This is a genomic window from Streptomyces sp. NBC_00076 (genome assembly GCF_045041235.1).
In the GTDB taxonomy this organism is placed as follows: Bacteria; Actinomycetota; Actinomycetes; order Streptomycetales; family Streptomycetaceae; genus Streptomyces.
The window spans coordinates 3,142,681-3,167,621 of the sequence record NZ_CP108242.1; the positions used below are offsets into that span (position 1 = coordinate 3,142,681).

Genomic DNA, 24,941 nt, shown 5'->3' on the forward strand with positions numbered 1-24,941 from the left:
GCGCCCTCGAGAGCGCCCTCAGAGGGGCGACCCTCAGACCGTCCCCTGCCGCGCCACCCGCAGGAACTCCCGCAGGATCCGCTCCCCCGCGAGCACACCCCGCTCGGGAAGGGCGGTGATCGCCGGCGCGGTCCAGTCGGCCTCCGCCAGTTCGCCGTGCCCCGGGCGCCAGCCCTGGTCCGCGGCGAGGAGGAGGTCCGCGTCGAGGAGCGAGTCACCGGCGGCCAGGGTGAGCGCGGCCCCGGTGCGGCGGGCGACCTCGCGCATGGCGGCGCTCTTGGTGAGCGGCTTCGGGACGGCGTAGATCTTGCGGCCCTGGAGGGAGACCGTCCAGCCCCGGTTCTCCGCCCAGACCGCGAGTTCCTTCACCCACTCCTCGGGGAGGAGTTCACGCTCGACGACCAGGTAGGCGAAGAGGTCCTCGGCAATCCGGTGCTTGCGCACCCACAGTGGGTCGGCGGTCGCCATCAGATGCTCGCGCACCTCGTCCAGCGAGGCGCACTCCTCGGCCAGCCGCGCCGTCACCCGCGCGTGCCAGTCGGCGTCGGAGACACCGTCCACCAGGATGTGCCCGCCGTTGGCGCAGATCGCGTACGTGGGCTGCGGCCCTGGCAGGTTGATGCGCTGGTACTGCTTGCGGGTGCGGGTCGTGGTCGGCACGAAGACCGAGGCGTCCCCGAGCTCCGAGAGCAGTGCGGCGGCCGTCTCCGTCATGAAGGACAGCGGCTTGGCCTCGTGCACCTCGACGCAGAGCAGCCGGGGCGCCCGCGCGTCCGGCATGGTCAGCGCGAGGGCCGCTGCGGAGTAGATGAGCGTGCGGTCGAGGTCACTCGCCACCAGCACCGGCATCAGACCGTCACCGCCCGGCCGTCGGCGCCGGTCGCGCCCCGCGTGTACTTCGGGTGGATCAACCCCACACACGTGTACGGGAGTTCGGCGACCTCTTCCACCGGGACACCTCTCTGTTCGGCGAGCAGGCGTACGTGGTCCAGGTCGGCCCCCGCTCCGGCTCGCGCAAGGATCTTCCAGGGCACCCGGCGCAGCAGCACCCGGGTGGTCTCGCCGACGCCGGGCTTGACGAGGTTCACGTCGTGGATGCCGTACTCCTCGCTGATCCGCTCGACGGCCGCCCAGCCCTCCCAGGTCGGGGCGCGGTCGCCGGACAGCAGCTCCTTGGCCTGTGCGTCCACCGCGTCCAGGACCTCCGGGAATCGGGCGGACACCGCGTCGAGGAAGGCGACGGACACATCGGTGCCGGCGAGTTCGCGGTAGAACTTCGCGCCGTGGAAGTCGTCCGGTCCGACCAGGTCGGCGCGCAGCACCGTACGGGAGATCAGGCCGGACACCGTGGAGTTGAGGCAGGCGGAGGGAATCAGGAAGTCCTCCCGGGTGCCGTACGTCCGTACGCACGAGCCGGGGTCGGCCAGCACGGCTATCTCCGGGTCGAAGCCGGTGACGCCGTCGGAGGCCTCGAACTCCTTCAGGGCGTCGGCGAGTTCGCGGGTGATGGCGCCCTTGCCGGTCCAGCCGTCGACGAAGACGACGTCACGGGGGTCGTGGTGGGCGGCCAGCCAGCGCAGCGCGTTGGCGTCTATGCCGCGACCGCGCACGATGGAGACGGCGTAGTGCGGCAGGTCGAGCCCGTGCCGGAACTGGGCCCAGCGGCGCATCAGCACGCCGATCGGTGTGCCCGCGCGGGCCAGCGACACCAGGACGGGCCGTGGCGACCGTTCGGCGAGCACGATCTCGGTGACCGCGCCCACCGCCCGTGCCAGCCGCCCCGCCGACTCCTCCAGGGCGGTGTGGAACAGCTGCTGGTACTGCTCGCTGGGCTGGTACTCCACCGGCAGCGACTCGGCGTAGTGCGCGCCGCCGCTCTGGATGGCCTCCTCGCGCTCCTCGGTGGGCGCCTCCAGCGTCACGTCCGAGAGGTCCTGGAGCAGCCAGCCGACCTCGTCGGGCGGATACGAGGAGAAGGCTGGGCCGCGGAGGGGCTCGGGCAGCATGGCGGGCCTTTCGGGGACGTACCGGGGTTCGGGGACGTACGAGGGGACCACCGCGAGCAGGACCTGGGGCACGTGTGCCGCGAGCTGGGCCAACAGGCCGCCCGGCGCGTGCAGTTCAGGGGTGTCGGCGGCCGAGTCGACGACCGCGACGACGGCGTCGAAGCCGGCGCCCGCCACGTTGTAGGTGTAGCGCTCGCCGGGGCCGTCCGCCGGGTCGTCGTGCGCCGGGAAGACCAGGCGGCTGCGTATCGCGTAGCCCGGGTCGTCGACCGCGAGGACGGGCGAGCGGGTGGTGGTCGAGTAGCGCACCTCGGCGTCCGTGACCTGCTCCAGCTCGCGGGCCAGTCGCAGGGGTGCGTACATCAGCTCCTCGAAGCCGAGGACGTGCACTCGGTGCGCGTCGTGCGGGAGCGCCTCGGCGAGGCGTGCCGCCATCGCCGGGAGGGCGTTCTCCAGGCGTATTCGATGCGCGGGGGTGAAGCCGTGTCGTCCGCCGTCGGGGAGGCCGCGGGGCCAGCGCAGGTCGACTCGGGTGACGTGGTGGGGGGTCTCCGTGGGGGCTGGTCGCGCGGTTCCCCGCGCCCCGAGGTGGGTCGACTCGAACTCTGCCACCAGGGCTTGGCCCTTCTCCAGGACCCCCTCGGGCAGCCTTACGGTGCCCGACGCCGCTGCCACCAGGTCCACCCTCGCGCCGATCTCCCGGGCGAAGTCGTCCAACCGGCCCGCGTCCGCCTCCGAGCGCATGTCCACGAGGGCGACGACCACATACCGCCGCCGCGGATACCGCTCATGAAGATCCCGGACGGTGTTCAACACCGTGTTGCCGGTGGAGAACTCGTCGTCGACCAGCACCAGCGGCCCGTCGCCCGCCAGCAGGTCCGGGTCCTGGGGCAGCAGCAGATGGGAGGTGGCGTGCGAGTGGGACTCCTCGAAGCCGCCCGCCGTGTCCACCCCCGGGACCGGACGGCGGGTGGAGTGCAGATAGGGGGCCGGGCCCAGACCGTCCGCGACGGAGTGGCCGAGACCGGTGGCGGTCTCCGCGTACCCGAGGACGACCGCCCGGCCCGCCTCGTCGGCGCCCAGCAGGTCGCGCACGCGTCGGCCGAGGTCGAAGCCGTAGCCGTACACCACGGACGGCGACTGCGGTACGTGTTTGCCGAGCACATGGGAGACCAGCAGATGGGCCCTCTTGGGGTTGCGGCGCAGTGCCAGCCCCAGCAGGTCCGTCAGGTCGTCGTCGCCCAGGAGCTCGACGCCGAGCCGCTCGGCGACCCAACTGCCGGACCACACCCCGTCGTTCACTGCGTTGTTCATACGTCCCTTGAGTAGAGGCCGGTGGAGAGAGAGCCGGTTCAGGCCGGGATCCCGGCGGCGAGGAGCTCCACGAAACCGATGTCCTCGTTCGCCACCCCGAACACCTCGGCGCGCAGCACGGTCCGCTCCGCCCAGGCGCGATGCGGCTTCACTTCGTTCATCTTGTTCGTGTACGCCGACCTCAGCACCCCGCCGCCGCCCCGCTCGGGCCGCAGGATGTCCTGGGCGTCACTGAACTCCTCGTGACTGACCACCGACAGCGCGTGCACCGGCAGCACGTGGGAGGGGTGGATGCAGGTCTTGCCGAGCAGTCCGTTGGCCTGGTCCAGGGTGATCTCGCGCAGCAGCCCGTCCATGGAGTGCTCGATGAGCGCCTCACGCAGTTCCTCGGCCTGGCCCTCCAGGAAGGGGCTGCGGCGCAGCTGCGGCTTGAACATGCGCTCCTGCACGCGGAAGTACTCCCACACCGGTCCGGTCACCGTGAATCCGGTGCCGTCGGCCCGCCCCAGCATGTTCACCACGTCGGAGATCACGGAGGCGACGATCTGCACGTCCCACGCGGTCATGTCCGGGGCCCTGCGCAGACCGTACGAGGAGCAGAAGTCGGTCACGCCCAGGCGCAGCGCCAGCACCCGCTCGCGGTACTTGTCGACCGTGCGGGAGATGCCCTCCAGGGTCTGCACCCGCGACTCGCGGTACAGCAGCTCCGGCGACTCCAGCACCGGCATGGCGAACAGCCGCCGCCCGCCCTCGGCCTCGGCGTTCTGCAGGGCCTCCAGGAAGGGGATGCCGCGTTCCTCGGTGAACTTCGGCATCACGAAACCGGACAGCAGCCGGGCGGCCGGGCCGAGACGTCGTACGAGATCGGGGATCTGCTCGGGCACCCGCACCCGGATGAACAGCAGCGGGATGTCCGCGGGGCCGCGTTCGGCGAGGTCCGTGAACTGTCGTACCAGGTTCTCCTCGGCGTCCGCGACGTCCTCGTCGCCGATGGAGTCCTCCAGGCACAGCACCATCGAGACCACGCCGCGGCCGGTCTGCCTGACGATGTCGTCGGCGAGCCGTGGCCGCGTGGCGGGACTGTAGAGCGTGGCGCCCAGGGCCGCGGAAAGCAGCCGGGTCGGGGAGTCCGCGGTGAACGCGCAGGGCTCCCGGTGGAAGAGGCGCTGCCGCACCTCAGGGGCGATGTGCCCGAAATGACGCATGGTACTCCCCCGTGGTGGCCGAGCGGCCCCTGCGAGCGGTTCACAGGTGGCCGGTAATAGTACGTAGAGATCCATGTCAAGGGTTCCCGCCAGGCATGAATTTCTGGTAACGCGGGCGAACACAGCCGCGTTGACGGACCGACGGAATCTCCGGCGATCCGCCACCCCCGCGTTGTCGTGACCAGGACCGAGAAGGCAGGATGACGGTATGACGCACGCGATGCTGAAGGGGTCGAACGTCCCGCTCGCCACCACCACGGTACGCGCAGTACTGCGCTGGGCGCCTGGGCAGGGCGTTCCGGACGTCGATGCCTCGGCGCTGCTCATCGGCGCCGACGGCCGGGTGCGATCCGACGAGGACTTCGTCTTCTACAACCAGCCCCGGCATCCTTCCAGCAAGGTCTGGCGACTGGGCAAGAAACGCGTCGCCGAGGGCCTCACCGACACGATCCAGACAGATCTCGCCGGCGTCGAGCCCGACGTCACCCAGATCTACCTGGTGGCTTCGGCGGACGACGTCACCTTCGACCGCGTGCAGAGCCTGCGCATTCTGCTGTACGACGCCACGGTCGCCGATGGTGAGCCGCTGGCCTACTTCGACGTCCGGCCGACGACGGGCGAGGAGACCGCCCTGATCTGCGGTGAGCTGTACCGGCGTGGCGACGGCTGGAAGTTCCGCGCGCTGGGCGAGGGCTACTCCAACGGCCTGCAGGGTCTGGCGACCGACTACGGCATCTCGGTGGACGAGTCGGACGGCCTCGCGGACGGACCGGAGGAGGCGTCCGAGATCGGGGCGACCGCGATCGTCCCGGCCCCGCCCGCCCCGACCCAGCATGCCTCCGAGCTCTCCTCCCAGCCTCTGCCCCCGGAACAGCCGGCCGGCGTCCCCACGCAGCCGGCTTACGGCTACCCCCAGCAGCCCGCCGCCGTGGCCACGGTCCAGCCGTCGTACGGCTATCCGCACCCGACCAGCCCGCCCGCCTACGGCTACCCGCAGGCGACGGCCACCGCACCGGACCCGGAGTTCCGTCTGCCTCCGCAGGGGCCCCAGTTCATCGGGCGGTGACGAACCCGTCCTGCGGGGGCCCAGGACACCCGCCCCCGGGGGACGCGAGCGCGGAGCTCACCGCTCCGCCTTCGTCTTGAAGCCCCTGCCCCACTGCAGTCCCCACCCGTACAACCGGTCCAGCTCCGCCTGGAAGCCGTACACGAACTTCACCTCGCGCCGGACCACCATCTCGCCCTTCACGTTCTCTATCGTCACCACCGCGCAGGACCGGGCCTGGGGATGCCGCTCGTCGAGATGTATCTCGATCCGCGGCCCGTTGCTCGGGTACAACGTGACGATCGCGTGCGTACGGTCGAAGGCCGGCGTCTGGTCGTAGATGTAGACGAAGACCAGCAACCGCTTGATGGCGTCGCGGTGGTCGAGATTGACGTACATCGTCTCGCCGGACGCCGACCCGAACCGGTCGTCGCCGCTGAGTTTTACGTACGGTGCCCCGTTGATCTCGCCCAGGTAACCCCCCAGGGGCTGCACGACGCCCTTCGTGCCGTCCTGGAGTTCGTAGAGGCAGCCCAGGTCGAGGTCGACGTTGACCATGCTCTGGCTGTGCCCGAGGACCTCCGGCGGTTTCAGCGCCTTGAAGGGATGCCGGAGCAGGCTCTCCCGCGGGGACCCGCCCATGTCGGAGGTCCGCATCCGCCAGGCCAGGTTGACGCGCAGATGGCCGTTGGCCGCGCCCTGCTTGGTGAGGGAGACCTGGCTGTGCCGTTTGGTCAGTTCGATCGAGTTGGTGGCGGCGTCGCCCGAGTCGAAGTCGGTCTCGCGCCCGCGCCTCAGTCCGTCGAAGAAGCCCATTCCCGCCCCCACGTTCCACTTGAAGGAACCGCAGGCAATCGCGCACCCGCCGTCCTTGACGACCGACGGGGCGGCACCGGGGAGTCGTCCCCGACACCGCCCCGCACAGAGCGTTCCTCACTCAGAAGCTGATCACACCCCGGACGAGACCTCAGTCTTCTCGTCCGAGCCCGCCGCTTTTCCCTCGGCCGCTGCCAGGGCCTTGTTGCGGCGCACGGAGGACCAGAAGGACCAGGCGATCAGGACGACGCCGATGAGGCCGGTGATGACCTCGTGGATCTGGTACTGGATGGTGACCAGGAGGAGCACGGCCAGCGCGCCGATCGCGTAGTGCGCGCCGTGCTCCAGGTAGACGTAGTCGTCGAGAGTGCCCTGACGGACCAGGTACACGGTGAGCGACCGGACGTACATGGCGCCGATGCCGAGACCGAGTGCCATCAGGACGATGTCGTTGGTGACGGCGAAGGCGCCGATGACGCCGTCGAAGGAGAAGGACGCGTCCAGGACCTCGAGGTAGAGGAACATGAAGAACGCGGCCTGGCCGGCCAGGACGATCGCCGGGCGCTTCTTGCCGGTGCGCGCGGCCTCTTCCTCCTGCTCGTGTTCGCGTTCCTCCTCTTCCTCGAGTTTGTCCTCGAAGTAGCCGGAGAGGCCGCCGACGATCATGTAGGTGATCAGGCCGGCGATGCCCGAGATCAGGACCGTCTGTGCCTTGTCGGCATGCGCTCCGCCGTGCTGGTGAGCATGGGTGGCGAACGTGAAGGCGGTGATCAGCAGAACGATGAGGGCGATGCAGACCGACAGCATGTCGACCTTGCCGAGCTTGGCCAGCGGGCGCTCCAGCCAGGCGAGCCACTTGATGTCACGGTCCTCGAAGATGAAGTCGAGGAAGATCATCAGCAGGAACATGCCGCCGAAGGCGGCGATCGACGGGTGGGCGTCGGTGACGAGCTGCTGGTACTGGTCCTTGTCGTTGAGAGCGAGGTCGACCGCGTCTATCGGGCCGATCTTGGCGCTGATGGCGACGATGACGACCGGGAACACGAGCCGCATGCCGAAGACGGCGATGAGGACACCGATCGTGAGGAAGATCTTCTGCCAGAAGGCACTCATCTTCTTCAGGATCCCGGCGTTGACCACCGCGTTGTCGAAGGAAAGGGAGATCTCGAGGACGGAGAGGATCGCCACGATTCCGAAGGCGGTCCACCCCCCGTAGAAGACCGCCGCGACCAGGCCGAGCGCGGTGACCGCGAACGACCAGCCAAAGGTTTTCAGAAGCACTGGCTACCCAATCGTGTGTTGGGGGCTCCCCCAGACGAAGTCTGGGGGAGGGTTTCCCCCGCGCCGTACTCGGCTTTACTCAATATTGACCACGAGTCTAGAGTGCGGCCCTCCGACCGGACCTTTTGGGGCATCCGGCCGGAGAAAGCACAGGTCGGAGAGGTTGCGACTAGCTACGCACCACCCTCTCGAAGATCACCAGGAACGGCGAGATGTAACCGGAGGCCTCGACGGGCGTGGCCCGACCGGTCACGATCAACACGACTCCGGCGGCCAGGGCGCCGCAGTACATCAGAGCGTGGGCCAGCGGGCCGAGGCGTTCGCCGACTGGGGTCGTTTCGCTGCGCTGCTTCGAACTGGGCATAATGACCGGACTCCCGTCCTTCCACGGTCGGTGAGGTTCCGGAGAGCCACCTGCCTCGTTTCCTAGGCGCAGCAGGTGGCTCTCCTCGTTACGCCGAGGTGCAGCCACCCGCACTCAGCGTTACGAAACGTTGACTCCGAAGTCTAGAGCGATGCCTCGCAGCCCCGACGCGTACCCCTGCCCCACGGCCCGGAACTTCCATTCGCCCTGGTGGCGATAGACCTCACCGAAGATCATCGCGGTCTCCGTGGAGGCGTCCTCACTGAGGTCGTAGCGTGCGAGCTCCTGGCCGTCGGCCTGGTTGACCACGCGGATGAAGGCGTTGCTGACCTGGCCGAAGGTCTGTCCCCGGTTGTCGGCGTCATGGATCGAGACCGGGAACACGATCTTGTCGATCTGGGCCGGCACCTTGGACAGGTCGATCAGGATCGACTCGTCGTCCCCCTCGCCCTCACCGGTGAGGTTGTCGCCGGTGTGCTCGACCGAGCCGTCCGGGCTCTTGAGCTGGTTGTAGAAGATGAACCACTCGTCGCCGAGCACCCGGCCGTTGTTGCACATCAGGGCACTGGCGTCGAGGTCGAAATCGGCTCCGGTGGTGGAGCGCGCGTCCCAGCCGAGCCCGACCATCACCTGGGTGAGGTTGGGTGCGGCCTTGGACAGGGAGACGTTGCCTCCCTTGGCGAGCGTGACGCCCATGTTGCTGGTCCCTCCCCGAGACGGTACTTCTCTGCTTGTCCTGCACGTCCGGCGCCGCCCCCAAACAGGGCGACGCCGGACGGTGAGACCTTCAGCAGGTCAGACGTTCACGCCGAAGTCCTGCGCGATGCCGCGCAGACCCGAGGCGTAGCCCTGGCCGATGGCGCGGAACTTCCACTCCGCGCCGTGCCGGTACAGCTCGCCGAAGACCATGGCGGTCTCCGTGGAGGCGTCCTCGGAGAGGTCGTAACGCGCGATCTCCGCCTCGCCGGCCTGGTTCACGACGCGGATGAACGCGTTGCGGACCTGGCCGAACGACTGCTGGCGGTTCTCGGCGTCGTAGATCGAGACCGGGAACACGATCTTGTCGACGTCGGCCGGGACCGTGGCGAGGTTGACCTTGATCTGCTCGTCGTCGCCCTCGCCCTCACCGGTGATGTTGTCGCCGGTGTGTTCGACGGAGCCTTCCGGGCTCTTGAGGTTGTTGAAGAAGACGAAGTTGGCGTCACTCGCGACCTTGCCGGCCGGGTTCACCAGCAGCGCGCTGGCGTCCAGGTCGAAGTCGGTGCCGGTGGTGGTGCGGACGTCCCACCCCAGACCGACGATGACCGCGGTCAGGCCCGGGGCCTCCTTGGTCAGCGATACGTTGCCGCCCTTGCTGAGGCTGACTCCCACGAGTCCTCCATTGGTGTCCGGGGGCGGGGAGCCCCGTCGTACGTCTGATGTCGGATCAACGAGTCGATCCTAGTGACGGGTTCCCGCACCCCGCAGTCCCTGGACCCGAACAATCACAGGGTGTCGAGCGCCTTGACGTACTCGTTCAGGTCACGCGCGTCCGGCAGGGCGTTGACGACGGTCCAGCGGACTACGCCCTCCTTGTCGATGACGAAGGTGCCGCGCACCGCGCAGCCCTTGTCCTCGGCGAAGACGTCGTAGGCCCGGGAGACCTCGCCATGCGGCCAGAAGTCGCTCAGCAGCGGGTACTCGAGGCCCTCCTGCTCGGCGAAGACCCGCAGGGTGTGGATGGAGTCGTTCGACACCGCGAGCAGCTGGGTGTCGCGTTCGGAGAACTGCGGAAGGTGGTCGCGCAGCTCGCACAGCTCGCCGGTGCACACACCGGTGAAGGCGAAGGGGTAGAACAGCAGTACGACATTCTTGGCACCGCGGAAGTCGGACAGCTTCACGGTGGCGCCGTGGTTGTCCTTGAGCTCGAAGTCGGGGGCCTTGTCGCCGACCTGGATCGCCATCTCCTGGATGTCCCTTCGATGGGTGGGGCTGTTCGGGTGGCACCCACCCTAGGACGTGGCTTCGGACCACCCTGGGGACGCGGGGCCGGACGGCCGCCGCGGCTCCGAGTCGGGCCGGTCCGAAGGGCACTGCCTACGCGGCGATCACCGCACGGCATCGGACGGGCCGGCGATGCCGACCCGTCCGATGTCGTGCAGCTGTCGGGGTTACTTCTTCGTCTTGGCGGCCTTCGGCGTCACCAGCCGGCTGCCGCTCCAGTCCTTGCCGACGCTGACGCTCTTCGACGCGGAGAGCCCGGCGGTCGTCGCGGCTTCGGAGATGTCGCTCGGCTCCACGTAGCCGTCCCGGCCGGTCTTCGGCGTCAGCAGCAGGATCGAGCCGCCCTCCTCGATGTACGTGATGGCGTCCACCAGCACATCTGTCAGGTCGCCGTCCTCGTCGCGGAACCACAGCACCACGGCATCGGCTACATCGTCGTAGTCCTCATCCACAAGGTCGCTGCCGATGACTTCCTCAATGGCCTCGCGGAGTTCCTGGTCTACGTCGTCGTCGTAGCCGATCTCCTGGACCACCTGCTCGGGCTGGAACCCCAGCCTGACGGCAGGGTTCGTCCGCTCCTCCGCGTGGTCCGCGGTCGCGCTCACGGGTTGCCTCCTGATCATGTTTTGGTGAATGTCTCAGCCTCGCGCGTGCGCGAAGCGTTGGCCGTAGTCCACACGGGCCGGGCGGATCGCGCAAGTACCCGGCCGCCGAGACCGCCGAAACGGTGACTTTCCGGGCGGTGTCGCCTCAACTTACGGCACACCATCCCGACCCTGGGGTGACACAGCACACACCTTTCTGCCCTGTTTGGGTGTTTGGGAACCATCCATGGGGACCAAGCCGGAGACAGAGTCCTGGACCGCGTGCTGGACCAGGACCGGGTTACCCCACAGTAGAGGTGACGTTTGCCGCCCCGAGGTACACGATGGGGAACGGTGCAGGCATAACCGAAAACTCAGCGAACCCCAGGGAAATGCAGCCCTCTGACAGGTAAGGAACAGCGTGGCTTCCGGATCCGATCGCAATCCGATCATCATTGGCGGCCTTCCGAGTCAGGTTCCTGACTTCGACCCCGAGGAAACCCAGGAGTGGCTCGACTCCCTCGACGCCGCCGTCGACGAGCGCGGCCGGGAGCGTGCCCGCTATCTGATGCTGCGGCTGATCGAGCGGGCCCGCGAGAAGCGCGTGGCCGTGCCCGAGATGCGCAGCACGGACTACGTCAACACGATCCCGACCAAGAGCGAGCCGTTCTTCCCCGGCAACGAGGAGATCGAGCGCCGGATCCTCAACGCCACCCGCTGGAACGCCGCGGTGATGGTCTCGCGCGCCCAGCGGCCCGGCATCGGCGTCGGCGGCCACATCGCCACCTTCGCCTCCTCCGCCTCGCTCTACGACGTCGGCTTCAACCACTTCTTCCGCGGCAAGGACGAGGGCGACGGCGGCGACCAGGTCTTCTTCCAGGGCCACGCCTCGCCGGGCATCTACGCCCGCGCGTTCCTGCTGGACCGCCTCAGCGAGGGCAACCTCGACGCGTTCCGGCAGGAGAAGTCGAAGGCCCCGCACGGACTGTCCAGCTATCCGCACCCGCGGCTGATGCCGGACTTCTGGGAGTTCCCGACGGTGTCGATGGGCCTCGGTCCGATCGGCGCGATCTTCCAGGCGCGGATGAACCGCTACATGCACGCGCGCGACATCGCCGACACCTCGAAGTCGCACGTCTGGGCGTTCCTCGGCGACGGCGAGATGGACGAGCCCGAGTCGCTCGGCCAGCTGTCCATCGCCGCCCGTGAGGGCCTGGACAACCTCACCTTCGTGGTCAACTGCAACCTGCAGCGGCTCGACGGCCCGGTGCGCGGCAACGGAAAGATCATCCAGGAGCTGGAGTCGATCTTCCGGGGTGCCGGCTGGAACGTGATCAAGCTGGTCTGGGACCGCACCTGGGACCCGCTGCTCGCGCAGGACCGCGACGGCGTGCTGGTCAACAAGATGAACACCACGCCGGACGGCCAGTTCCAGACGTACGCCACCGAGACCGGCTCGTACATCCGCGACCACTTCTTCGGCGACGACCACCGGCTGCGCGCGATGGTCGAGAACATGACCGACGACCAGATCCTGCACCTGGGCCGCGGCGGTCACGACCACCGCAAGATCTTCGCGGCGTACAAGGCGGCCGTGGAGCACAAGGGCCAGCCCACGGTGATCCTCGCGAAGACCATCAAGGGCTGGACGCTGGGCCCGAACTTCGAGGGCCGCAACGCCACGCACCAGATGAAGAAGCTGACGGTCGACGACCTCAAGCGCTTCCGCGACCGCCTGCACCTGCCGATCTCCGACAAGGAACTGGAGTCCGGCGCGCCGCCGTACTACCACCCGGGCCGGGACTCGGAGGAGATCCAGTACATGCACGACCGCCGGCAGGGCTGCGGCGGGTACGTCCCCACCCGCGTGGTGCGTTCCAAGCCGCTGCGGCTGCCTGACGACAAGACGTACGCGACCGTGAAGAAGGGGTCCGGGCAGCAGTCCATCGCCACGACCATGGCGTTTGTACGGCTGCTCAAGGACCTCATGCGGGACAAGGAGATTGGCAAGCGGTTCGTGCTGATCGCGCCGGACGAGTACCGCACGTTCGGTATGGACTCTTTCTTCCCGAGTGCGAAGATCTACAACCCCCTCGGCCAGCAGTACGAGGCCGTGGACCGGGACCTGCTGCTCGCCTACAAGGAGTCGCCGCAGGGGCAGATGCTGCACGACGGCATCTCCGAGGCGGGCTGCACGGCCTCGCTGATCGCGGCGGGTTCGGCGTACGCCACACACGGCGAACCGCTCATCCCGGTGTACGTCTTCTACTCGATGTTCGGTTTCCAGCGCACCGGTGACCAGTTCTGGCAGATGTCCGACCAGTTGGCGCGCGGTTTCGTTCTGGGCGCGACCGCCGGTCGTACGACCCTGACCGGTGAGGGCCTCCAGCACGCGGACGGCCACTCCCAGCTGCTCGCCTCGACCAACCCGGGCTGTGTGGCATACGACCCCGCCTACGGCTTCGAGATCGCGCACATCGTGCAGGACGGCCTGCGGCGGATGTACGGCGGCTCCGAGGAGCACCCGCACGGCGAGGACGTCTTCTACTACCTCACCGTCTACAACGAGCCGATCCAGCACCCGGCCGAGCCGGCGAACGTGGACGCCGAGGGCATCGTCAAGGGCATCCACCGCTTCAGCGCGGGCACCTCGGGATCGATTCCGGCGCAGATCATGGCGTCGGGCGTGGCGGTTCCGTGGGCGATCGAGGCGCAGAAGATCCTCGCCGAGGAGTGGGACGTCAAGGCGGACGTCTGGTCGGCGACCTCCTGGAACGAACTGCGGCGCGAGGCCGTGGCCTGCGAGGAGCACAACCTGCTGCACCCCGAGGAGGAGCAGCGGGTGCCGTATGTGACGCGGAAGCTGACCGGCGCGGAGGGACCGTTCGTGGCCGTCTCCGACTGGATGCGGTCGGTTCCGGACCAGATCGCGCGGTGGGTGCCGGGGAGGTACCAGTCGCTGGGCGCCGACGGTTTCGGGTTCGCGGACACCCGTGGCGCGGCCCGGCGGTTCTTCCACATCGACGCCCAGTCGATCGTGGTGGGCGTGCTGACCGAGCTGGCCAGGGAGGGCAAGGTCGACCGGTCGGTGCTGAAGCAGGCGATCGACCGGTACCAGCTGCTCGACGTGTCGGCTGCCGATCCGGGGGCCGCGGGCGGCGACGCGTAGCGTCACGCTCGGCTTGAGCGGCGAAGCTCGAGAGAGTAAGGGGGGCGGAGCCTGGCGGCTCCGCCCCCCTTACTTGTTCCTTACGATGCGGACATGAAGGAACTGTCGGCGCAGGCCCGGTGGGAGCACCTGACGCAGCGGCCGCTGCTGGCGCTGGCCCTGCTGTTCGCCGTGGCCTATGCGGTACCGATCGTGGACACCTCGGCCGGGCGGTCCCTGACCATGGCGTGCACGGTGGTCGAGTGGGTGGTGTGGGGGGCGTTCGCGGCGGACTACCTGGTGCGGCTCGGGCTCACTCCGAGCCGGCGCGAGTTCGTCCGTACGCACTGGCTGGACCTGTGCGCGGTCGTGCTGCCGATGCTCCAGCCGCTGCGGCTGCTGCGGCTCGTCTCGACGCTGATGCTGGTGGGGCGGCGGGCACGGATGGCCTCGCAGATCCGGGTGACGACGTATGTCGCGGGAGCCGTCGTCGGGTTGCTGATGTTCGGGTCGCTGGCCGTGCTCTCGGTGGAACGGGAGTCGCCGGACGGGAACATCCGGACGCTGGGTGACGCCGTGTGGTGGTCCTTCACGACGATGACGACCGTCGGCTACGGGGACCACGCGCCGACCACCGGACTGGGACGGATCATCGCCGTCGGGCTGATGCTCTCCGGAATCGCACTGCTGGGTGTGGTGACCGCGAACATCGCCGCGTGGTTCATCGAGCGGTTCGAGAAGGACGACGTGGAGGAACAGCGCCAGACGGAGGCGATCCGGGACCTGACGGCCGAGGTACGGGCCCTGCGCGCCGAGGTCGCGGCGCTACGGGAGCCCCCGCTCCGACCTGACACGGCGTCGTCGCCCGGAGGCTGGCCCGGCGGCGTCCCGATCCTGACGGAACGGCGGCCTGAGGGCGGCTGAATCCTGAGGGAACGGCGGCCTCAGGCAGCTGATCGACGGAGCCAGTCATGAAGGTGGGCCCCCGGTCGTCCCACCGGGGGCCCTGCCCTCACCGACCCCGGGTCAGAACATGCCCGTGCCCGGGGTGGTCGCTCCGGCGAGCCAGATGATCGCCAGGAGCGTGTCAATGGCGCCCAGGACCACGGCCACCAGGGCCGGCAATGAGCGTGTGCCCGTCCAGGCACGACCCATGGCCAGCCAGCCGCAGACCACCGCCACAGGGCCGAGGATGATCCCCAGCACGAAGAATCCGGCGACGGCGCAGATGACTCCGATGATTCCGAGCGTCGCGCGATCCAGCCCGGTCCCTGACCTGGTGCGGCCACGTGAGCGGGGGTACCTGCGCGTTCCTTGTCCGAAGCCCGCCATCGTCAACTCCCTGAACCTCTTGGTTGATTCGGGTCGTTCCGGGTTCAATGACGCGAGTACCCACGCTGTGCTTCCCAATCCTGCGGACATCCTCGGACTTGCGGCGCGCCGCCCCCCTCCGGCAGCGCGCCGCAGTACCGATCCCCCTCCTCGCCGTACGAACTCCCCGAACTTGCCTGGGGAACATGCCGTACCCGAGGGCCTGACCACTGTGACGTGTGGTGCGTACCCAGTGGGAGGAATCTTTAGCGTTGTCACCCTGATGAGGGAACTCCGCCTGTTCCTCCCCCTGTTCGGCCCCGTTCGCCCCCTGGTTCCGCGGGGACGGCGCCCGCGTCAGATGTGCCCGACGCCCGCGCCCGCATCCGCGTTCGCGCCGCGCTTGGTGAGCAGCGCGACGAAGACGGCGACCACGGCGACCCCGGCGGCGACCAGAGACGCCAGGCTCATGCCGGAGATGAAGGTGTCGTGCGCGACGTCGCCGATCTTCGCGGCGACGGCCTCCGGCGTGTTCGGGGCGACCGGTGCCACACCTACCTGGACCGCCTCCGCGGCCTGGTCCAACTGGGCCGGAGGGAGCGGCGGAAGGCCCGCGTCCTTCCAGTTGCCCGCGAGGTCGCTGTCGACCTTGGAGGCCATCACCGCACCGAGCACGGCCGTACCGAGGCTGCCGCCGATCTGCATCGCGGCCTGCTGGAGACCGCCGGCGACGCCGGAGAGCTCCATCGGGGCGTTGCCGACGATGACCTCGGTGGCGCCGACCATGACGGGCGCGAGGCCGAGGCCCAGCAGGGCGAACCAGAGGGACATCACGGCGCTGCCGGTGTCCGTCTCCAGCGTGGACATGCCGTACATGGCGATGGCGGTGGCCGCCATGCCGCCGGCCAGCGGGATACGCGGGCCCAGCTTGGTGATCATCGCGCCGGCGAGCGGCGAGCCGACGATCATCATCCCGGTGAGCGGGAGCAGGTGGAGTCCGGCGTCGATGGGGCTCATGCCGTGCACGTTCTGGAGATAGAACGTCACGAAGAACAGGCCGCCCATGAAGGCGATCGCCATCAGCACCATCAGGACGACGCCCGCCGACAGCGGCACCGAGCGGAACAGTGCCAGCGGGATCAGCGGCTCCTTGACCTTCGTCTCCCAGAAGGCGAACAGGGCGAAGCCGACCACGGACACCACGACGAAGGCCCAGGTCTTGCCGTCGCCCCAGCCCCAGGCCGGGGCCTTGATGAGGGCCCAGACGAGGCAGAACATCGCGCCGGAGAGCAGCCCGATGCCGAGGAGGTCGAAGGAGCGGGGCGCGTTCTCGGCACGGTGGTCGAGCAGGATCAGCACGCCGAGGACGACGGCGAGCAGGCCGACCGGCACGTTGATGAAGAACACCGACTGCCAGTTGACGTGCTCGACCAGTACGCCGCCGAGGATCGGGCCGCCGGCGGTGGAGGCGCCGATGACCATGCCCCAGATGCCGATGGCCATGTTGAGCTTCTCGGCCGGGAAGGTCGCCCGCAGCAGGCCGAGCGCGGCCGGCATCAGCAGCGCGCCGAACAGGCCCTGCAGGACGCGGAAGGTGACGACCAGCGCGATGCTGCTGGACAGCCCGATGGCACCGGAGGCGGCCGCGAAGCCGACCACGCCGATCAGGAACGTCTGCCGGTGGCCGAAGCGGTCACCGAGCTTGCCCGCGGTGATCAGGGAGACCGCGAGGGCGAGGAAGTAGCCGTTGGTGATCCACTGGACGTCGGCGAAGCTCGCCTTGAGGTCGCTCTGGATGGCCGGGTTGGCGATGGCGACGATGGTGCCGTCGAGGGCCACCATCATGACCCCGACCGCGACGGTTATGAGGGTGAACCAGGGATGGCCGCGCAGCCCTGCGGCGGGGGACCCGTCCGACGGGGACGTCGATGCCTCGTCCCCCGGCCCCGTCTTGTCGATGGTGGTCTGACTAGTCATGCGTTCGAGATTAATGACAGCCACTGACAATTGACAAACTGATTCACAAGTCGGTAACTGTCAGGACACTCGCGTATAGCCTGAACTGGGCGGACGGTTCAGCGGACCGGTCAGCGAGCGGTTGGAAGGAGAGGCCCATGGAGACGGCGTCACGGCCGGGGTTGCGCGAGCGCAAGAAGCAGCGCACCCGGGACGCCCTGGTGCGGGCCGCCCTGGAGCTGTTCACGACCCGGGGGTACGACGGCACCACCGTCGACGACATCGCCGACGCCGTCGAGGTCTCGCAGCGCACCTTCTTCCGCTACTTCGCCAACAAGGAGGAGGCCGCTCTCGCCCTGACCGAGATGACGGTGGCGCAGTTCGTCGAGTCGGTGCGCGCGCGCCCGCCGCACGAGGCCCCGGTGCAGGCGCTGCGCCAGGCCGTACTGGAGGGGTGGGACACCCTCAACGACATCGTGGCGGAGGTCGTCCCCGTCGAGCTCCATCTGCGGATGTACCGGGTGATCGAGTCGACGCCCGTCCTGCTCGCCGCCCATCTGCGCCGCTCCGACGAGGTGGAGGAGGAGATCGCGCGGGTGCTCGCCGACCGGGAGGGCCTCGACGTCGAGGCGGATCCACGCCCGCGCCTCGCGGTGGCCGTGTTCAGCGGCGTGATGCGCGTCACGGAACGGCAGTGGAGCACCGGCGAGGACTTCAGCCTGGAGGCGATCCGGGAACTGACGGTGCGTTACCTCGAACACGTGGGGCCCGCCCTGACTGGAAACTGGCGAACGGGCTGACCCTGTCCCAATAACACCCCTTTTATACAAACGTGATTCACGCCACTTGGTTAACGCGATACCGTCTCGTTCTCCTAGTGTGTCCTTTCAGTGACTTCCTTCGACACCTCCCCGCAACTGAACGTCTGGCGCGCACTGCTCGCGTTGGCCGTGGTGTTCGTGATGCTGGCGACCACCGGCTGGACCGCACTGCGGACCCAGCGTGGCAGCTCCCCTCTCCAGGCCTCGCTCTCCGAGTGGGAGCACGGCCGCCTCCGCGGACACCACCTGCCCGACCCGGACACGGCCCCCGGACGCCTCGCCCGCTTCTTCGCCTCGCTCACCGCCCAGGAGCGCACCGCCCTCGTCGGCCGCTATCCGCTCGCGGTCGGCAACATGAACGGCGCCCCGGTCGAGCTGCGCTATCGCGCCAACCGGATGGCGCTCGACCAGGCCCGCAAGGTCGAGCGGAAACGGATGCACGACACCCGGCTCACCCCGAACGGCCAGCAGGACGCCGGCCGGCGCATGCACCGCTACGAGTCGTTGATGACCACGAACCGCCACATCCTGGCCTTCGACCCCGGCGGCTCGGGCCGGGTCGCCGAGGTGTTCGGGAACCTGACCAAGGCGGAGCGGGTCTCCGTCGTCGTCCCCGGAGTCGACACCGACCTGCTGACCTTCCAGCGCACCAGCCGCCGGTACTCCGCGCCCGTCGGCATGGCCAAGGCCCTCTACAAGGCCGAGCGCGCGGCGAGCCCGTCGACGCGTACGGCGGTCATCGCCTGGGCCGACTACACCGCACCCGCCGGGCTCGGCATCGACTCCGCCACCGCGATGCGCGCGGCGGACGGCGCGGTCCGGCTGAACGCGCTGGTGCGAGGCCTGCCCGGCAGTTCCCCCGTCTCCCTGTTCTGCCACAGCTACGGCTCGGTGGTGTGCGGCCTGGCCGCGCGCAGCCTGCCGGGCCGGGTGGCCGACATCGCGGTGGCGGGCAGCCCCGGGATGCGTGTCGCGAACGCCTCCCACCTGCGCACCTCGGCACAGGTATGGGCGATGCGGGACGCCGACGACTGGGTCCAGGACGTGCCGTACATGGAGGTCGGCGGGTTCGGTCACGGGGCCGACCCGATGTCCTCCGCGTTCGGTGCCCGGGTGCTGTCGGCACGGGGCGCCGACGGGCACAGCGGGTATTTCGTGCCTGGCACGGAAAGCCTGTCGAACTTCGCCGAGATCGGCATTGGCGCGTACCGCACGGTGCACTGCGCGGGCGATACGGAAGACTGTCGGACGGGTTTGTCCGGTACGACGACGGCCGGACGCGCGTAGAGACGCAGGAACCGCGGTCTGCGCGGGGAGGGGACGGAGAAGCTCGTGCCGCATACGATGAGCCGCATGGGTGACGTACTGGCCGGATTTCATGCCGCCTGGGAGTTCGAGTCCGACTCCGTGCTCATCCGCTACGAACGGGGGATTCGAACCCCCAAGCTGTTTCAGGCACTGGGAGAACGGCGGGTCCCACTGTCGGCGCTCGCCGGGGTGACGCTCACCCCCGGCAGACGCGGCACGGTGGTCCTGCGGGCCGAACCACGCCCCGGCGCCGACCCGTTGATGGAGGCGGCCGCGGGACAGCTCAAGGAGAGCTGCGATCCGTACCGCCTGGTGCTGCCGGCCCAGCGCGAGACGCTCGCCGAGTACTACGCCGACGAGTTGCGGGCGCGGCTGACCAGGGCGGACGACGGGCCGGCCGAGCGGTTCCTGGTGTCGGCACCCGAGGTCCCGTTGCAGTTCAAGGCGTACGACGCGAAGGCGTCCTTCGACGGCCGGATCGTGCACTTCCGCTGGTTCTGGACGGGAGCGTCGTCGGCCAAGTGGAAGGCCGGGGACCAGAGCTTCCCGGTCGCCGAGCTGACTGACGTCGAGTGGCGCTCCCCCGAGGTGTTCGAGGGGCACCTTCGGCTGCTGCGCGGGGAGGGGTCGCCGACACAGGCCGACCAGGATCCGGCGGCCGTCGTCTTCGGGCTCGGATACGGGCCGGTGCACGAGTCGTTGCCGTTCGCCGCCGCGGTGTTGGCCGCCGTACGAAACCGCTCGGCGGGGGACGTGGTCCCGGTCGCGGCGGCGCCGCGCCGGGATCCTGCCGACATCGCCGAGCGGATTCGTCACCTCGGGGAACTGCACCAGGCGGGGCTGGTGACGGACGAGGAGTTCTCCGTGAAGAAGGCGGAGTTGCTGGCGGAGCTCTGAGGCTCGCCGTCGGGTGCGGGGGCGCCGACGCTGGTCGCGCGGTTCCCCGCACCCCTGGGAGGGTCTACTCCCGTCCGGCGGAAGCGAACCGCATGTCGGCGTACCTGTCTCCCGCCACCTGCGCCGCGATCGGCTCCAGCAGTTCCAGCTGCTCCTTGGTGAGTTCGATGTGCGTCGCCGCGATGTTCTCCTCCACCCGGCTGGGCTTGCGGGTGCCCGGGATCGGGATCACCGGCAGGCCGTGCACCGCCGCCTGCTGCTGGACCCAGGCCAGGGCGATCCGTCCCAGGGAGGCGCCCCGAGCCTCGGCCACGGCGCGGACCGGCTCCAGGAGCGCCTGGTTGGCGGCCGCGTTCTCGCCGGTGAAGCGCGGTTGCTGGCGGCGGAAGTCGCCGGTGGTGAGGTCCTTGTCGGCGTTGACGAAGGACCCCGTGAGGAAACCGCGGCCCAGCGGGGAGTACGGCACCAGGGCCACGCCCAGCTCCCGGGCCGCCGGCACGACCTGCGCCTCGATGTCCCGGCTGAACAGCGACCACTCCGACTGCACCGCGGCGATCGGGTGGACGGCCTGCGCGGTCCGCAGCTCCGCGCCCGTGACCTCGCTCAGGCCCAGGTGCTTGACCTTGCCCTCGCGCACCAGCTCGGACATGACACCGACGGTCTCCTCGATCGGCACGCTCACATCGCGCCGGTGCATGTAGTAGAGGTCGATGACATCGACGTCCAGGCGCCGCAGGCTCGCCTCGACGGCCTCGCGAATGTAGGGCGGGTCGTTGCGGATGATCCGCCGGGTGGGGTCGTCCGGGGGGATCGCCAGGGCGAACTTGGTGGCTATGACGACCTCGTCGCGGTGCGCCTTGAAGAACGGGGAGAGGAATCGTTCGTTCTCGCCCGCGCCGTAGGCGTCCGCCGTGTCGTACAGGGTCACGCCGAGTTCCAGGGCCCGCTCCAGGGTGGCCCGGGCCTCCCCCGCGTCCGTGGGGCCGTACCCGAAACTCATGCCCATGCAGCCGAGGCCCTGCACGCCCACCTCGGGGCCGTCGTCGCCGAGCCGTGCCGCGGGGATCTTGCCGTTGGTCATCAGGACCTCTCCGACGCCAGGGCCCGCCCGGCGTCCGCGTAGAAACCGATCTTCCGGTCGAGGACCGCGAGCGTGTCCTGAAGTTCCGCGATCCGGGCGAGGACGTCCTCGCGGGTCGCCTTCAGCAGCTCGAAGCGGTCCCCATAGGTGTGGTCGCCCTCGCGCACCAGTTCGGCGTAGCGCACCATGTCGGCCACCGGCATGCCGGTCAGCCGCAGCTTGCCGACGAGGTCGAGCCAGTCGAGGTCGCGGTTGCTGTAGCGGCGCTGGCCGGTGTGCGAACGGTCGATGTGCGGCATCAGGCCGATCCGCTCGTACCAGCGCAGGGTGTGCGCGGTCAGGCCGGTGATCGCGACGACCTCGCTGATCGTGTAGCTGTCCTGGCCTGCCGGACGCCTGCGGGGGTGTGGCGGGGCGGCACAGCTGTCGGTCGTGGTACCCGTGGTCTCCATCACCGTCATGACCTCAACGCTAGATCCTTGGAGTGCACTCGAAGCAAGCGAACCGGTAAGAAATCGGCAGGACGCGGCTGGGGCACTGTGGCTAGCGTGCGGGCATGAGTCTCGTACGTCGTGCCACGGTCGAGGACGCGGGGGAAGTGCTCCGGCTGCGTCAGGTGATGATCGATTCGGTGTTCTCCGGAGCGAACACGGGGGCGTCGGCGGAGTGGCACTCCGCGTCTCTGCCGACACTGCGGGCCCGGCTCGCCGAGCCGGACGGGGACTTCGTGGCGTTCGTCGTGGAACACCCGGAGCGGCCGGGAGCACTCGCGGCCCTGGTGGCCGGGACCCTGGAGTACCGCATCGGGCGGGCCGACAATCCGCACGGCCGGGTCGGCCATGTCTTCAGCGTCGCCACCGACCCGGACGCCCGGCGCCGCGGGTACGCGCGCGCCTGCATGGAGGAACTGCTCCAGTGGTTCCGTGAGCGGGGCGTCCCGCACGTGGACCTGAACGCCTCCGCCCAGGCCGAACCCCTCTACGAGTCGCTGGGCTTCACCCGCAAGCCGGACCCCTCGATGCGGCTCAGCTTGTGAGCGGCTTAGGCTCGCCCCCATGTCCTTGCAGAGCCTCGCGTTGATCGAGAACTGGCCGGTCCCCACCGCCGCGGCGGCCGTCGTACGCGCCGACGGGACGCTGCTCGGCACCCACGGCCCGGCCGGGCACCGCTTCCCGCTGGCCTCGGTCACCAAGCCGCTCGCTGCCTACGCCGCCCTCGTCGCGTACGAGGAGGGTGCCGTCGACCTCGACGAGCCGGCCGGGCCGCCCGGGGCCACGGTGCGGCATCTGCTCGCGCACACCTCCGGGCTGGCCTTCGACGAGCACCGGGTGACGGCCCCGCCCGGGGAACGGCGGCTGTACTCCAACGCCGGGTTCGAGCAACTCGGGGAGCACATCGCGAAGGCCACCGACATCCCGTTCGCCGAGTATCTGCGCCAGGGAGTGCTGGAGCCGCTCGGGATGACGTCCACGACCCTGCAGGGCTCCCCCGCGAAGGACGGCGTGTCCACGGTGGACGACCTCCTGCGGTTCGCGGCCGAGATCCAGGCACCCCGCCTGCTCGACCCGCGCACCGTCGCCGAGGCGATGACGGTCCAGTACCCGGGCAGGAAGGGCGTGCTGCCGGGGTACGGGCACCAGAACCCCAACGACTGGGGGCTCGGCTACGAGATCCGCGACGGCAAGTCGCCGCACTGGACCGGCTCTTCGTCCTCTCCGCGCACCTTCGGGCACTTCGGGCAGTCCGGTACGTTCCTGTGGATCGACCCTGACGCGCGGGCGGCCTGCGTGGCCCTCACCGACCGCGCCTTCGGCCCCTGGGCCGTCGAGGCGTGGCCGGCGTTCACGGACGCGGTGCTCGCCGAGCTGTGAGCCGCCGGGCCCAGGGCCGGCCTAGGACATCTCCCACACCAGCAGCTCCGCGCCGCTCGTCGCCACCGCCTCCAGATCCTTCGCGTCCGCGATCCGCGCCGCGTCGCCCGGCCCCAACTGCGCGCCGCCCAGGCTCACTTCCCCGTGCACGACATGCACGTACACATACGCCCCGTCCGGCACCGCCGTCCGCTCCCCCGCCCCCAGACGCCGTACGTGCAGCATTGCGCCCGCTTCCGCGACGGCGTACGGCGTCGAGTCCGCGATGCCGTGGACGATCTCGTACGCCGGGTCGCCGCCGGGCTCCAGTGGGGCCAGCCACATCTGGACGAAGGCCAGCGGCGCCGGGCCGTCGTTGCGTTCCACGTGCCGCACCCCGGCCGCCGAGCTGAGCCGCTGGACGTCGCCGGGACGCACGACCGTCTCATGGCCGGCCGAGTCGCGGTGGGTGAGCTCGCCCTCGACGACCCACGTCACGATCTCGGTGTGGCTGTGCGGATGCTCGTCGAAGCCGGCGCCAGGGGCGAGGCGCTCCTCGTTGCAGGCGATCAGCGCGCCGAAGCGGAGGTTGCCGGGGTCGTAGTGCGGGCCGAAGGAGAAGGCGTGCAGCGACTCGATGCCCGCCTCGGGGTCGCCGCCTCGGTAACGCTCCGTCGCGTGCCGTACGTCCATCACGGCACCACGGTAGCCCTCACCCGCACCCGGCGACGCGCACTCCCGTCCCGATAAGGCAGTCTTGTCCCCGTGCCCGAACCAGAGACCCGCCGCCCCGACGCCGCCGTACCCGTCCACTCGCACCCAGCGACCCTGAAGCGGCTGGAGCAGTCGTCCGGCAGTCTCGCCGCGCAGGCGATCGCGCGCATGGACGAGACGCTGCCGTGGTACCGGGCCATGCCCCCGGAGAACCGTTCCTGGATCGGGCTGGTGGCCCAGGCCGGTATCGCAGCGTTCACCGAGTGGTTCCGGCACCCGGACGCGCCCCAGGCCATCTCCACCGATGTCTTCGGGACCGCGCCGCGCGAGCTGACCAGGGCCATCACCCTGCGCCAGACCGTCGAGATGGTGCGCACCACGATCGAGGTCATGGAGTCCGCGATCGACGAGGTGGCGGCCCCGGGCGACGAGTCCGTCCTGCGTGAGGCGCTGCTGGTGTACGCCCGCGAGATCGCCTTCGCGACCGCCCAGGTGTACGCCCAGGCGGCCGAGGCACGCGGCGCCTGGGACGCCCGGCTGGAGTCGCTCGTGGTGAACGCCGTGCTGAGCGGTGAGGCCGACGAGGGGGCGGTGTCCCGGGCCGCCGCGCTGGGCTGGAACTCGCCCGAGCACGTGTGCGTGGTGCTGGGGCCGGCGCCCGACGGTGACAGCGAGCTGACCGTCGAGGCCATCCGGCGGGCCGCCCGGCACGCCAAGCTCCAGGTCCTCACCGGTGTGCTCGGCGCCCGGCTCGTGGTGATCGCGGGTGGCAGCGACAACCCGCTGGCGGTGGCCAAGTCGCTGATCGGGCCTTATGCGCCGGGGCCGGTCGTGGCGGGACCCGTGGTGTCCGATCTGCTGGCCGCGACCCGGTCCGCGCAGGCCGCCGCCGCCGGGCTCAAGGCGTGTTCCGCCTGGCAGGACGCCCCGCGGCCGGTTCTGGCGGACGATCTGCTCCCGGAACGCGCGATGGCCGGTGACCCGGGCGCGCGTGAGCAGTTGGTGGAGGAGATCTACAGACCGCTGGAGGAGGCGGGGTCGGCGCTCCTGGAGACGCTCTCCGTCTATCTGGAACAGGCGAGCAGTCTCGAAGGCGCCGCTCGTATGCTCTTCGTTCATCCCAACACCGTGCGCTACCGGCTCCGACGTGTGACTGACGTCACCGGGTGGTCACCCTCCGATGTACGGTCGGCGTTCACGTTGCGCATCGCGCTCATCCTGGGGCGTCTGGCCGACGGTGATCTCCAGCTCTAGGCT

The 24,941-nt window shown here is 69.5% G+C and carries 24 protein-coding genes and 1 pseudogene; 10 read left to right on the forward strand and 15 right to left on the reverse strand.

All coding sequences use genetic code 11. The features are described 5' to 3' along the window. Positions 1 to 33: 33 nt before the first annotated feature. From OHA64_RS14325 to OHA64_RS14335, 3 genes are read right to left on the reverse strand one after another with little or no spacing between them, the layout of a single operon-like run. Positions 34 to 849 carry an HAD family hydrolase gene (locus OHA64_RS14325; RefSeq protein WP_405612879.1) on the reverse strand — a complete coding sequence of 272 codons (816 nt, stop codon included), beginning with the start codon at positions 847 to 849 and terminating at the stop codon, positions 34 to 36. Continuing rightward, positions 849 to 3,320 carry a phosphoribosyltransferase gene (locus tag OHA64_RS14330; RefSeq protein ID WP_405612881.1) on the reverse strand — a complete coding sequence of 824 codons (2,472 nt, stop codon included), beginning with the start codon at positions 3,318 to 3,320 and terminating at the stop codon, positions 849 to 851. Before OHA64_RS14330 ends, OHA64_RS14325 begins: the two co-directional genes overlap by 1 nt. Before the next feature lie 38 nt (positions 3,321 to 3,358). Continuing rightward, positions 3,359 to 4,525: an HpcH/HpaI aldolase/citrate lyase family protein gene (locus OHA64_RS14335; protein ID WP_405612883.1), complete on the reverse strand. Its 1,167-nt coding sequence runs from the start codon at positions 4,523 to 4,525 to the stop codon at positions 3,359 to 3,361. A 208-nt stretch (positions 4,526 to 4,733) separates the two neighbouring features. Between OHA64_RS14335 and OHA64_RS14340 the strand changes: the two genes are divergently transcribed. After that, positions 4,734 to 5,591 carry a TerD family protein gene (locus OHA64_RS14340; protein WP_405612885.1) on the forward strand — a complete coding sequence of 286 codons (858 nt, stop codon included), beginning with the start codon at positions 4,734 to 4,736 and terminating at the stop codon, positions 5,589 to 5,591. A gap of 57 nt (positions 5,592 to 5,648) precedes the next feature. On the opposite strand, the gene OHA64_RS14345 is transcribed toward OHA64_RS14340, so the two are convergent. The 7 genes from OHA64_RS14345 to OHA64_RS14375 form a co-directional block, all read right to left on the reverse strand. Further along, entirely contained in the window at positions 5,649 to 6,386 is a 738-nt protein-coding gene (locus OHA64_RS14345; protein ID WP_405612887.1) for a Tellurium resistance, read from the reverse strand. Between the two features lie 132 nt (positions 6,387 to 6,518). Then, positions 6,519 to 7,667 carry a DUF475 domain-containing protein gene (locus tag OHA64_RS14350; protein ID WP_405612889.1) on the reverse strand — a complete coding sequence of 383 codons (1,149 nt, stop codon included), beginning with the start codon at positions 7,665 to 7,667 and terminating at the stop codon, positions 6,519 to 6,521. Positions 7,668 to 7,836: 169 nt separating this feature from the next. Continuing rightward, positions 7,837 to 8,031 (reverse strand): hypothetical protein, encoded by a 195-nt coding sequence (locus OHA64_RS14355; RefSeq protein WP_405612891.1) that lies wholly within the window; start codon positions 8,029 to 8,031, stop codon positions 7,837 to 7,839. 120 nt (positions 8,032 to 8,151) lie between these two features. Next, entirely contained in the window at positions 8,152 to 8,727 is a 576-nt protein-coding gene (locus OHA64_RS14360) for a TerD family protein (protein ID WP_405612893.1), read from the reverse strand. A gap of 99 nt (positions 8,728 to 8,826) precedes the next feature. Continuing rightward, positions 8,827 to 9,402 carry a calcium homeostasis/redox stress adaptation protein gene (locus OHA64_RS14365; RefSeq protein WP_405612895.1) on the reverse strand — a complete coding sequence of 192 codons (576 nt, stop codon included), beginning with the start codon at positions 9,400 to 9,402 and terminating at the stop codon, positions 8,827 to 8,829. Between the two features lie 113 nt (positions 9,403 to 9,515). After that, on the reverse strand, positions 9,516 to 9,974 hold the full coding sequence (locus OHA64_RS14370) for a peroxiredoxin (protein WP_405612897.1): 459 nt from the start codon (positions 9,972 to 9,974) through the stop codon (positions 9,516 to 9,518). Positions 9,975 to 10,181: 207 nt separating this feature from the next. Further along, complete coding sequence (locus tag OHA64_RS14375; protein WP_356766479.1) at positions 10,182 to 10,619, reverse strand: DUF3052 domain-containing protein; 438 nt, start codon at positions 10,617 to 10,619, stop codon at positions 10,182 to 10,184. 400 nt (positions 10,620 to 11,019) lie between these two features. Between OHA64_RS14375 and aceE the strand changes: the two genes are divergently transcribed. Both aceE and OHA64_RS14385 read left to right on the forward strand, forming a co-directional pair. Then, a complete protein-coding gene (gene aceE / locus OHA64_RS14380; protein ID WP_405612899.1) occupies positions 11,020 to 13,767 on the forward strand; it encodes a pyruvate dehydrogenase (acetyl-transferring), homodimeric type in 2,748 nt (915 codons plus the stop codon). Positions 13,768 to 13,860: 93 nt separating this feature from the next. After that, positions 13,861 to 14,670, forward strand: a complete 810-nt coding sequence (locus tag OHA64_RS14385) for a potassium channel family protein (RefSeq protein WP_405612901.1) — start codon at positions 13,861 to 13,863, stop codon at positions 14,668 to 14,670. 102 nt (positions 14,671 to 14,772) lie between these two features. Here OHA64_RS14385 and OHA64_RS14390 read toward each other — a convergent pair whose 3' ends face one another. Together OHA64_RS14390 and OHA64_RS14395 are read right to left on the reverse strand one after the other, a co-directional pair. Beyond that, positions 14,773 to 15,078 (reverse strand): small hydrophobic protein, encoded by a 306-nt coding sequence (locus tag OHA64_RS14390; protein ID WP_405612903.1) that lies wholly within the window; start codon positions 15,076 to 15,078, stop codon positions 14,773 to 14,775. 336 nt (positions 15,079 to 15,414) lie between these two features. Beyond that, positions 15,415 to 17,034 (reverse strand): MFS transporter, encoded by a 1,620-nt coding sequence (locus OHA64_RS14395; protein WP_405612905.1) that lies wholly within the window; start codon positions 17,032 to 17,034, stop codon positions 15,415 to 15,417. Positions 17,035 to 17,171: 137 nt separating this feature from the next. Here OHA64_RS14395 and OHA64_RS14400 point away from each other — a divergent pair, with 137 nt between their 5' ends. The 4 genes and pseudogenes from OHA64_RS14400 to OHA64_RS14415 all read left to right on the forward strand — a co-directional run bounded on the left by OHA64_RS14400 (position 17,172) and on the right by OHA64_RS14415 (position 20,039). Continuing rightward, positions 17,172 to 17,813 (forward strand): TetR family transcriptional regulator, encoded by a 642-nt coding sequence (locus OHA64_RS14400; protein WP_405612907.1) that lies wholly within the window; start codon positions 17,172 to 17,174, stop codon positions 17,811 to 17,813. A 90-nt stretch (positions 17,814 to 17,903) separates the two neighbouring features. Continuing rightward, positions 17,904 to 19,121: an alpha/beta hydrolase gene (locus tag OHA64_RS14405; RefSeq protein WP_405612909.1), complete on the forward strand. Its 1,218-nt coding sequence runs from the start codon at positions 17,904 to 17,906 to the stop codon at positions 19,119 to 19,121. Positions 19,122 to 19,187: 66 nt separating this feature from the next. Further along, positions 19,188 to 19,802 (forward strand): annotated as a pseudogene (locus tag OHA64_RS14410) (DUF4429 domain-containing protein); the annotation flags it as partial. 93 nt (positions 19,803 to 19,895) lie between these two features. After that, the gene (locus OHA64_RS14415) at positions 19,896 to 20,039 is read left to right on the forward strand and encodes an SHOCT domain-containing protein (RefSeq protein ID WP_405623973.1); all 144 of its coding nucleotides are present in this window, start codon (positions 19,896 to 19,898) and stop codon (positions 20,037 to 20,039) included. Between the two features lie 64 nt (positions 20,040 to 20,103). Here the strand turns inward: OHA64_RS14415 and OHA64_RS14420 are convergent, their stop codons facing one another. Next, the gene (locus tag OHA64_RS14420) at positions 20,104 to 21,120 is read right to left on the reverse strand and encodes an aldo/keto reductase (RefSeq protein ID WP_405612911.1); all 1,017 of its coding nucleotides are present in this window, start codon (positions 21,118 to 21,120) and stop codon (positions 20,104 to 20,106) included. Continuing rightward, on the reverse strand, positions 21,120 to 21,581 hold the full coding sequence (locus tag OHA64_RS14425; RefSeq protein WP_405612913.1) for a MerR family transcriptional regulator: 462 nt from the start codon (positions 21,579 to 21,581) through the stop codon (positions 21,120 to 21,122). The genes OHA64_RS14420 and OHA64_RS14425 overlap by 1 nt, the downstream gene beginning before the upstream one ends. Positions 21,582 to 21,676: 95 nt before the next feature. Here OHA64_RS14425 and OHA64_RS14430 point away from each other — a divergent pair, with 95 nt between their 5' ends. Together OHA64_RS14430 and OHA64_RS14435 are read left to right on the forward strand one after the other, a co-directional pair. Next, entirely contained in the window at positions 21,677 to 22,156 is a 480-nt protein-coding gene (locus OHA64_RS14430; protein WP_405612915.1) for a GNAT family N-acetyltransferase, read from the forward strand. 19 nt (positions 22,157 to 22,175) lie between these two features. Next, positions 22,176 to 22,991, forward strand: a complete 816-nt coding sequence (locus OHA64_RS14435) for a serine hydrolase domain-containing protein (RefSeq protein WP_405612917.1) — start codon at positions 22,176 to 22,178, stop codon at positions 22,989 to 22,991. A gap of 21 nt (positions 22,992 to 23,012) precedes the next feature. Here OHA64_RS14435 and OHA64_RS14440 read toward each other — a convergent pair whose 3' ends face one another. Then, the gene (locus tag OHA64_RS14440) at positions 23,013 to 23,663 is read right to left on the reverse strand and encodes a pirin family protein (RefSeq protein WP_405623974.1); all 651 of its coding nucleotides are present in this window, start codon (positions 23,661 to 23,663) and stop codon (positions 23,013 to 23,015) included. Positions 23,664 to 23,735: 72 nt separating this feature from the next. On the opposite strand from OHA64_RS14440, the gene fasR reads away from it, so the two are divergent. Further along, positions 23,736 to 24,938 carry a fatty acid biosynthesis transcriptional regulator FasR gene (gene fasR / locus OHA64_RS14445; protein ID WP_405612919.1) on the forward strand — a complete coding sequence of 401 codons (1,203 nt, stop codon included), beginning with the start codon at positions 23,736 to 23,738 and terminating at the stop codon, positions 24,936 to 24,938. Positions 24,939 to 24,941: the final 3 nt, after the last annotated feature.

Coding starts and splice junctions, on each gene's coding strand:
- OHA64_RS14325 (WP_405612879.1), bottom strand. CDS start 849: ATGCCGGTGCTGGTGGCGAGTGACCTCGACCGCACGCTCATCTACTCC.
- OHA64_RS14330 (WP_405612881.1), bottom strand. CDS start 3,320: ATGAACAACGCAGTGAACGACGGGGTGTGGTCCGGCAGTTGGGTCGCC.
- OHA64_RS14335 (WP_405612883.1), bottom strand. CDS start 4,525: ATGCGTCATTTCGGGCACATCGCCCCTGAGGTGCGGCAGCGCCTCTTC.
- OHA64_RS14340 (WP_405612885.1), top strand. CDS start 4,734: ATGACGCACGCGATGCTGAAGGGGTCGAACGTCCCGCTCGCCACCACC.
- OHA64_RS14345 (WP_405612887.1), bottom strand. CDS start 6,386: ATGGGCTTCTTCGACGGACTGAGGCGCGGGCGCGAGACCGACTTCGAC.
- OHA64_RS14355 (WP_405612891.1), bottom strand. CDS start 8,031: ATGCCCAGTTCGAAGCAGCGCAGCGAAACGACCCCAGTCGGCGAACGC.
- OHA64_RS14360 (WP_405612893.1), bottom strand. CDS start 8,727: ATGGGCGTCACGCTCGCCAAGGGAGGCAACGTCTCCCTGTCCAAGGCC.
- OHA64_RS14370 (WP_405612897.1), bottom strand. CDS start 9,974: ATGGCGATCCAGGTCGGCGACAAGGCCCCCGACTTCGAGCTCAAGGAC.
- OHA64_RS14385 (WP_405612901.1), top strand. CDS start 13,861: ATGAAGGAACTGTCGGCGCAGGCCCGGTGGGAGCACCTGACGCAGCGG.
- OHA64_RS14390 (WP_405612903.1), bottom strand. CDS start 15,078: ATGGCGGGCTTCGGACAAGGAACGCGCAGGTACCCCCGCTCACGTGGC.
- OHA64_RS14395 (WP_405612905.1), bottom strand. CDS start 17,034: ATGACTAGTCAGACCACCATCGACAAGACGGGGCCGGGGGACGAGGCA.
- OHA64_RS14400 (WP_405612907.1), top strand. CDS start 17,172: ATGGAGACGGCGTCACGGCCGGGGTTGCGCGAGCGCAAGAAGCAGCGC.
- OHA64_RS14420 (WP_405612911.1), bottom strand. CDS start 21,120: ATGACCAACGGCAAGATCCCCGCGGCACGGCTCGGCGACGACGGCCCC.
- OHA64_RS14425 (WP_405612913.1), bottom strand. CDS start 21,581: ATGACGGTGATGGAGACCACGGGTACCACGACCGACAGCTGTGCCGCC.
- OHA64_RS14430 (WP_405612915.1), top strand. CDS start 21,677: ATGAGTCTCGTACGTCGTGCCACGGTCGAGGACGCGGGGGAAGTGCTC.
- OHA64_RS14435 (WP_405612917.1), top strand. CDS start 22,176: ATGTCCTTGCAGAGCCTCGCGTTGATCGAGAACTGGCCGGTCCCCACC.
- OHA64_RS14440 (WP_405623974.1), bottom strand. CDS start 23,663: ATGGACGTACGGCACGCGACGGAGCGTTACCGAGGCGGCGACCCCGAG.